At 65.4% G+C, this 7528-nt stretch carries 7 protein-coding genes and 1 pseudogene; 6 read left to right on the forward strand and 2 right to left on the reverse strand.

Annotated features, from left to right (window positions below; translation table 11 throughout):
• A partial coding sequence (locus ON23_RS28845) for an NtaA/DmoA family FMN-dependent monooxygenase (RefSeq protein ID WP_039782151.1) occupies positions 1 to 1020 on the reverse strand: 1020 nt, incomplete at its 3' end.
• A 119-nt stretch (positions 1021 to 1139) separates the two neighbouring features.
• On the opposite strand from ON23_RS28845, the gene ON23_RS28850 reads away from it, so the two are divergent.
• Together ON23_RS28850 and ON23_RS28855 are read left to right on the forward strand one after the other, a co-directional pair.
• Positions 1140 to 2009 carry a LysR family transcriptional regulator gene (locus tag ON23_RS28850; protein ID WP_039782152.1) on the forward strand — a complete coding sequence of 290 codons (870 nt, stop codon included), beginning with the start codon at positions 1140 to 1142 and terminating at the stop codon, positions 2007 to 2009.
• A 202-nt stretch (positions 2010 to 2211) separates the two neighbouring features.
• Complete coding sequence (locus ON23_RS28855) at positions 2212 to 2463, forward strand: hypothetical protein (RefSeq protein ID WP_039782153.1); 252 nt, start codon at positions 2212 to 2214, stop codon at positions 2461 to 2463.
• A 51-nt stretch (positions 2464 to 2514) separates the two neighbouring features.
• Here ON23_RS28855 and ON23_RS28860 read toward each other — a convergent pair whose 3' ends face one another.
• Entirely contained in the window at positions 2515 to 3291 is a 777-nt protein-coding gene (locus tag ON23_RS28860; protein WP_051043516.1) for a TetR/AcrR family transcriptional regulator, read from the reverse strand.
• A gap of 104 nt (positions 3292 to 3395) precedes the next feature.
• Here ON23_RS28860 and ON23_RS28865 point away from each other — a divergent pair, with 104 nt between their 5' ends.
• The 4 genes and pseudogenes from ON23_RS28865 to ON23_RS28880 all read left to right on the forward strand — a co-directional run bounded on the left by ON23_RS28865 (position 3396) and on the right by ON23_RS28880 (position 7411).
• On the forward strand, positions 3396 to 5066 hold the full coding sequence (locus ON23_RS28865; protein ID WP_083904301.1) for a carboxylesterase/lipase family protein: 1671 nt from the start codon (positions 3396 to 3398) through the stop codon (positions 5064 to 5066).
• Between the two features lie 210 nt (positions 5067 to 5276).
• Positions 5277 to 5755: pseudogene (locus ON23_RS28870) on the forward strand (transposase); the annotation flags it as partial.
• A 93-nt stretch (positions 5756 to 5848) separates the two neighbouring features.
• Entirely contained in the window at positions 5849 to 6487 is a 639-nt protein-coding gene (locus ON23_RS28875; RefSeq protein WP_039782155.1) for a cysteine hydrolase family protein, read from the forward strand.
• A gap of 144 nt (positions 6488 to 6631) precedes the next feature.
• Entirely contained in the window at positions 6632 to 7411 is a 780-nt protein-coding gene (locus ON23_RS28880; protein WP_039782156.1) for a phosphodiesterase, read from the forward strand.
• The last annotated feature ends 117 nt before the right edge of the window (positions 7412 to 7528 follow it).

Genomic DNA, 7528 nt, shown 5'->3' on the forward strand with positions numbered 1-7528 from the left:
GGCCTGGGTGTAGAAGGAGCGCTCGCCATATACCAGCGCCTCGGCCGGGAACGGCGCGTCGAGGTCGTAGGCGGTGAAGTCGTGCCAGCCGAAGGGCCGGCCGAACTCCTCGAGCGCGGCGGCGAAGGTGTGGTCGGCGGCGTTGTTCGCGGCCTCGATCTCCCGCGCGTCCGCGTCGGTGTCACCCACCACGATCTTGACTCCGGGCAGGATCAGCAGATGATCGGGGTCGCGCCCGAATCTCTCTGTGGCCCTGCCCTTGATGTCGTTGTAGAAGGCCTGGCCCGACGGGATGTCGGGAGCGTGGGTGAAGATGCCCTCGCCGACCGCGGCTCCCAGATCGCGGCCTTGATCGGAGTCGCCCGCTTGGAAGATCACCGGATGTCCCTGCGGTGAGCGGACCAGGTTCAATGGACCCTGCACCCTGAAGAACCGGCCGTCGTGGTCGAGCCGGTGTTGTTTGCCGCGGTCGAGGAACCGTCCGGTCGTCCGGTCGCGCACGAAGGCGTCGTCCTCGTACGAATCCCACAGTGCCCGAGCGAGTTCGACGAATTCCCGCGCGCGCCCGTATCGCGTGTCGTAGTCGTAGTGCTCGTCGAGTCCGTAGTTGCGCGCGGTGCCGGCATCGCCGGTGGTCACGACGTTCCACCCCGCCCGGCCACGCGAGATCAGATCGAGCGAGCCGAGCCTCCTGGTCAGGTTGAACGGGCTGTTGAAGCTCGTCGTCGCCGTACCGACCAGGCCGATCCCGCTCGTCTGCACCGCCAACGCGCTCAGCAGCGTCAACGGTTCCAGGCGGTTGAGGTAATGCGGCGGCGAATACGGCGTGATGAACTGGCTGTCGACGATGAACACCAGATCGAACAGGCCGCGCTCGGCCAGTCGCGCGATACCGGTGAACCAGTCGATGTTCACACTCGCGTCGCCGGGGATGTCCGGGTCCAGCCAGAGGGTGTGACTGCCCGGGCCGCCCGTTCCGTAGGGAACGGCTCCCAGATGAATTTGCCGTCTGTTCCGCACGCCGCTCCGTCCATTGATTCCTGCCTCGTCGAAATTACGGGAATAAACCCGGCCCATCCAACGAGCATTCGTGATGAGAACCATCATGATTCGTAATAGCAGTGCATAATTGTCAGGACATGAACAAGAACCTCGACATTGCACCGTTGCGTAGCTTCGTCGCCATCGCGGATTGCGGCGGCTTCCAGCGAGCGGCGACCCACCTGCATTTGACGCAGGGCGCAGTCAGCCAGCACGTGCGCAAGCTGGAGGATGCGGTCGGTCGCCAGCTGGTGCAGCGGCACGGGCGTGGCTCGCGATTCACCCCTGACGGCGATGAACTGCTTGCCGTGGCCCGGCAAATCCTCGACCTGCACGACAACGCGCTGCGCGGCTTCGGCGTACGGTCCGAGGACATCCTCACCATCGGCTCGACCGAGCACGGCGCCGCGCAACTGCTACCGGCCCTCGCGAGCGCGCTCGGGCGCGCGGCCCCGCAGTTCTCCGTCCGGTTCCGAATCGACCGTGGCGGTGCTCTCCGCGACGGTCTCGCGCGCCGCCGGATCGACCTCGCGCTACTGCTGAACAGCGACGATCCGAGTGCGATCCAGGTGGGAGACCTCGAGCTGACCTGGTATTCCGCGCCGGGCTGGCAGCCGCCTCCGCGCCCGGACCCGGTCCCGATCGTCGCCTTCGACAGCCCCTGCGCGCTGCGCAGCCGCGCCCTGGAAACCCTGTCCGAGGTCGACCTCCCGGCGTCGATCCGGGCCGAGGCGCCGCAACTGGGCGGAGTACACGCCGCCGTCGCGACGGGTGTAGGGGTGGCACTGCTCGCGACACTAGGGCGGACCCCGGAGGGACTCGTTCCGTGCTTCGACCTACCGGCCGCGAAGCCCTTGCGGCTGTCTGTCGGCGCTCGACCAGGGCTGCCGGCCGCGACGGTGAAAACTGCCGCGGACGCATTACGGCCGTTGCTCGCACCGCCTCTGCGCCTGGTCGCGGGGGCGTGAGCGCTGACGGTCGAGCCATCAATAAAATCTCGACGATTTAATTCGAATATTTACCCCGGCATCGATTAGGGAACTGGATCCACCGGATTGAAATCAGCGAGATTACATTCCTTTATCGGGGTGGCGTATCTTCGTCGTTCACTTCGGTAGGGCGATTCGTGTTGGATCGCGTCGATCGCACGGTTACTGCAACAATCAGTTGGTGAAGGAGGGCATTCTTCCGGGTGGGTGGACCGTCGACGAGGTACGGCAACGCGCCGCGGACAGAACGGTGGAGTTGCTCGATTCCAGTACCCCGGTAGTTCTGCAGCCCAACGAACCTGACCAAGCAGTCTGCTCGGAAGTCGACGTGATCATCGGTTTCACTGGTCTGTGCCTTGCGCGCTGCGTGGAGGACGGCGAGTGGTCCATGGGCCGCCGGAGCCGGCCGGGCGAGCCGCTGTTCTGCTGGTGATGTCTCCCGGTCCTCGAGGATCGAGCGCTGTCGACGAGCACGTCGAACTTCCTACGGTGCTGTCGGCGTTGCCTCCGAATCTCGTTCTTCTACAAGCTTTTTCCTGGCGATCAGCGCGTCGATCCCGTCGAGGATACGCTCCAGACCGAAGGCGATGTCATCGTCCGGAATGTCGTCGGAGTATTCGTTTCCGGCCATCATGGACGCCAAAACCGAATATCCCAGCTCTCGCAGCCGGGGTTCGAGGAACCGGGTCACCGCTGCCGACTGGACGGGTGTGGTGGTGCTTTCGCGCACGTCACGACGCGCGTTGGCGATCTGTCGCGCGTAACCGTCCAGCAGCAACGCGCAGCCCAAGCTCTCGCTGGGGCTCAGGCCCGCGCCGGTCAGCACTGTCAGGATCGCCTCCGTCCAGCCCAGCAGATGCGGTGTCACCGGAGCCCCGCGGATCGGTAGATCGCACAGCCACGGGTGCACGTCGCATCGATCGATCATCGCCTGTGTCCAGATGGTCGCCGCGGCTCGCCAGTCCTGCGCATCGAACACCGCATCCGGCGCCGGACCCCAGGCTGCCTCGGCGACGAGCACCAGCAGTTCGTCCCGGGAGCTGACATACCGGTAGATCGCGTTGGTGGTCAGCCCGATTCGCTGTGCGATCTTGGGCATGGATATGGCGGTGAATCCGTCGGCATCGGCCAGTTCGAGGGCTGCCTCGACGACCTGTTCGACGCTTCGTGACGGCCTGCGACCGAGTGTGTTCGGTGTGACGGGGAGCCCCCACGCCAAGGCGAGCCCCGGCGGCAGTTCGGTGTCATCGGCGGTCGGCATCGGTCGATTCCTTTCGTCGGCAGCGAGCCGATTGACTTCGTGTAAACCATACACTTATTGTTCGTGTAACCCACACACGAAATAGACCGAGGCAGGGCCGAGACATGGAACAGCAGGAGCGCAGCCACGAATCCGGCCGCCGCAGAACGCGATCCGGTGATGCGCGCCAACTGGGGGTGCTGCTGACCGCGGCGACGCTCACACTCTGCGTGGCCGGGGTGGGAGCAGCCGCTCCGGTATGGAGCCGCAGCCCATCTCGGAGTCCCGCCGCCACCGTGGTCTCGACCGACATCGGCGCGGTACGAGGCGGACTCGGTACGGATACCAGGGTCTTTCAGGGGATCCCATACGCAGCGCCCCCGGTAGGTGAACTCCGCTGGGCATCGCCGCAACCCGCCGCGCCGTGGCCTGGTATTCGAGACGCGACCAGACCGGGGAATCGATGCGCCCAGGCCGAAGGACTGATGGATCCGGCCAGCGCGACCGAAGACTGTCTCTATCTCAACGTGACGACACCGCGCCACAGCAGCGGTCGCGAACTGCCGGTGATGGTGTGGATCCACGGCAACGGCTTCATCAACGGCGCCGGTAGCCTGTACGACGCGCAGCAGCTGGCGAGCAGCGGAGACGTGATCGTCGTCAGCCCGAACTACCGGCTGGGTATCCTCGGATTCCTCGCCCATCCCGCTCTCGACCACGGTCGTGCCCGAAACCTCTCCGGAAATTTCGGCCTCGAAGATCAGCAGGCCGCGCTGCAGTGGGTCCAGCGCAACGCGGCGGCATTCGGTGGAGACCCGGGCAACGTCACGATCTTCGGTGAATCCGCCGGGGGAACCAGCGTCTGCGCTCAGCTGGCCGCACCGGGATCGGCAGGTCTGTTTCAGAAGGCGATCGTGCAAAGCGGCCAGTGCGCCGGTCGGAAATGGTCGCCGGGGCCGCCGACCTGGTTTCCGTTGCCACGCTCCGAACGAGAGCAGCACGGTGTCGAGGTCGCCGCCGCGGTCGGCTGCTCCGATCCGGTCACGGCCGCGGAGTGCCTGCGGGCCAAGCCCGCAGAGGACCTCGCGAAGTGGTCCGATGACGGAGTCGGATCAGGCCCCACCTTCGGCGGCGGGATGCTTCCCCTCAGCCCGGAACGCGCCTTCGCTACCGGTCAGTTCAATCATGTGCCCATCATCGAAGGGACAACGCGGGACGAACACCGCCTGTTCACCGCTGCGATCGAAATAGCAACCGCTCAACAGACGACCCCGGCCGGATATCGCGAACAACTCGACGCATTGTTTCCCGCACCGGATGTCGAACGGGTCCTGGCACGGTATCCCGTCAGCCGATTCCATTCCGCCGGCGAGGCACTGTCGGCCGTGGTCACCGACTGGGCGTGGGGCTGCGCGGTTCTCGATCAGAACCGTATGCTCGCCGCCGAAACACCGTTGTATGCCTATGAATTCGCCGACGAGAGCGCTCCCTGGTTCACCGAGCTGCCCAAACCCGGCTTCCCGACCGGCGCGTTCCATGGTGCCGAATTGCAGTACCTCTTCGCCGACGAGCAACTCCCGGGACCCGTCACGCTCGCCCAGCGGCAACTGTCAGCGACCATGATCGGCTACTGGACCCGGTTCGCATCCACAGGAAATCCCAACGGCGACGGACGACCTCAGTGGCTGCCCTTTCGGAGCGGAAACCACGTCCAGTCGCTCGCACCCGCACAGATCGGCTCCGCCGACCTCGCCCAGGAACACCAGTGCCCCTTCTGGCAATCGGTAGGTGCCTGACAACCCCTGCTCGGCGAACGCGTCGATGGTTGAGTGCCCGGCGAGTACGTCGCGCGCGCCCTGCGTCCGGGGTGCTGTATGTCGCCGAGCGCGGATCCGGGACTCCGCGAAACGGGAACCGAATCCGGCGGTCAGCCCCATCGGCCGGGACCCAGCAGTTGCGCGGCGCGGCCCCCACCAAACACTTGAACCAGCAGGAGCGCGCGAACCTTGCCGAAATCGATGCATCCGAGCGCGATCGCGGCGATGAAGGACATTTACATGGCCGGGGATCTCGACAAGGCGCAACTGGCGGTGAAGGCCTTCGACGTCGGTTACGGCGCAAAATATCCCAAGGCGGTCGCCAAGATCGTCGATGACCTCGACGTGTTGCTCGACTTCTACCGGTATCCGGCCGAGCATTGGATCCACCTGGGCACCACAAATCCGATCGAATCAACTTTCGCCTCGGTGCGACTGCGAACCAAGGTCACCAAAGGACCGGCTCGCGGGCGGCGGGAATCGCCATGGCCTACAAGCTGATCGAGTCCGCCCAGGCCCGCTGGCGCAAGATCAACGCCCCCGAACTCGTCGCCCTCGTCCGCGCCGGCGGCCTGTTCCACAAAGGCAAGCTGCTCGAACGCCCCCGCGACATCACACCGGCATCCGCGACCGCCTCGCCCGGCGCCACCGGAACGGAGGTTGCCTGACGGATCAGCACGCAGGTCCGGGCCGGAATACCTCGCCGCGCACGCGAGTTGGCATCAGCCGTTAGCCAAGCCAGACACCCGATAAGGCGAGCGATGCAGTACGACACCAACCGGACCGCGCTGATCGTGGTCGATCCCTACAACGAGATGCTCGCCGAGGGCGGCAAGGTCTGGCCACGGCTGCGCGAGGTTGCCGAACGAGTCGGCACCCGCGAGCATCTCGAACAGCTACTCACCGCGGCCCGGGCAGCGGGCATGCCGGTGATGTATGCGCCCCACCGGCGTTGGCGCCCCGGTGACGGCGCCGGCTGGCAGCACACTCCCCGCCCGCACAGCGCGGTCGTCCAGGCACACCTGTTCGCCGAAGGCAGCTTCGGCGGCCAATGGTATGCCCCAACCGCACCCGGCCACAGCGATGTCGTGGCTTACGAGCATTGGGGAATGAGTGGCTTCGCGAACACCGACCTGGATCTACAGCTACGGATGCGTGGGATCGAACGAGTCATCATCGCCGGGATGACCGCGCCGGGCTGTGTCGAAGGCACCGCCCGCCACGCCATGGAACTGGGATACCCGGTCACCCTCGTCACCGACGCGACTGCCGCCTACAGCGATGAGCTGATGCACGCAGCCCACCACCTCAACGGCCCGCTGTTCGCCGAGCACATCCTCACCACCGAAGAAGTGATTACGGTCCTGGCCACCACCCCCACAGCAGCAGACGCCCATTGACACCCGACAAACAGAATTCACGTACAACCCCTACCGCACGCCGGGGAAGGAACCACCCGGAACTCGGCCCGCTCCACAGGATTTGACAATATCTCCGCTGAAATTTTGCGGGCACTGCAGATCGTTCGAAAGAGGGGTGCACGAGTGCTGGTGGCCCACTTGAGTGATCCTCATCTGAGGTCTGACGCCCTGGCCTCAGGCCCGGCCGCAGCCCTGCATACCGCGTTGGGCCGTGTATTGGCGGTCGATCCACGGCCCGACTGTGTCGTCATCACCGGGGATTTGGTCGAGTTCGGGCACGATAATGCGTATGACCAGTTGCGGGAGTTGACCGTTCGTTTCCCGATACCGGTGTACCTGGTCGCCGGGAACCACGACGACCCGGCCGTGATCAGGAAGATCTTTGCGGATACATCGCTGCTCGGCGGCGCGCAGGACACTCACTACGTCGTCGACCACGACCGATTCTCGGTCATAGTGCTGGATTCGAAACATCCCGGCGGCCCCGGCGGGCTCCTGGGAGATCAACAGCTGGCCTGGCTCGACGAGTCGCTGTCCACACGCCGCGAGGTTCCTGTGTTCGTGGCCCTGCACCATCCACCCGTGGCAGTGGGGATTCCGTTTCTGGACGGGATGCGGTTGGCGGATGGGGCGAAACTGGCCGAAGTCGTTTCTCGCTACCCGAATGTCGCCAGGGTCCTCGCCGGGCATGTCCACCGGCCGATCCACGCGCCCTTCGCCGGAACCTCGGTATCGGTCGCGCCGAGCACTTTCCGGCAGACCTCCCTGACGCTGCGGGCGGATCGCCAGATCGGGTACCTCGACGATCCGACCGGCTTCCTGCTGCATGTCGGAACCGAGGACGGCATCGCCACCCACACGGTGCCCGTCAGCGGCGCAACAGCCTTGATCGGCGCATTGTGAGCCCGCGGCCTGGATCACCTGGCTTGTTCGATGACAGCCCTGTCGTTCTGGAGCCACGAAATGCCGTGCTCGTCTGGCAGTGGAGCAGATGCGCCGCGAGGGCCGGCGCAGTGATGA

Source organism: Nocardia cerradoensis NBRC 101014 (assembly GCF_000308535.1).
Lineage (GTDB): Bacteria > Actinomycetota > Actinomycetes > Mycobacteriales > Mycobacteriaceae > Nocardia > Nocardia cerradoensis.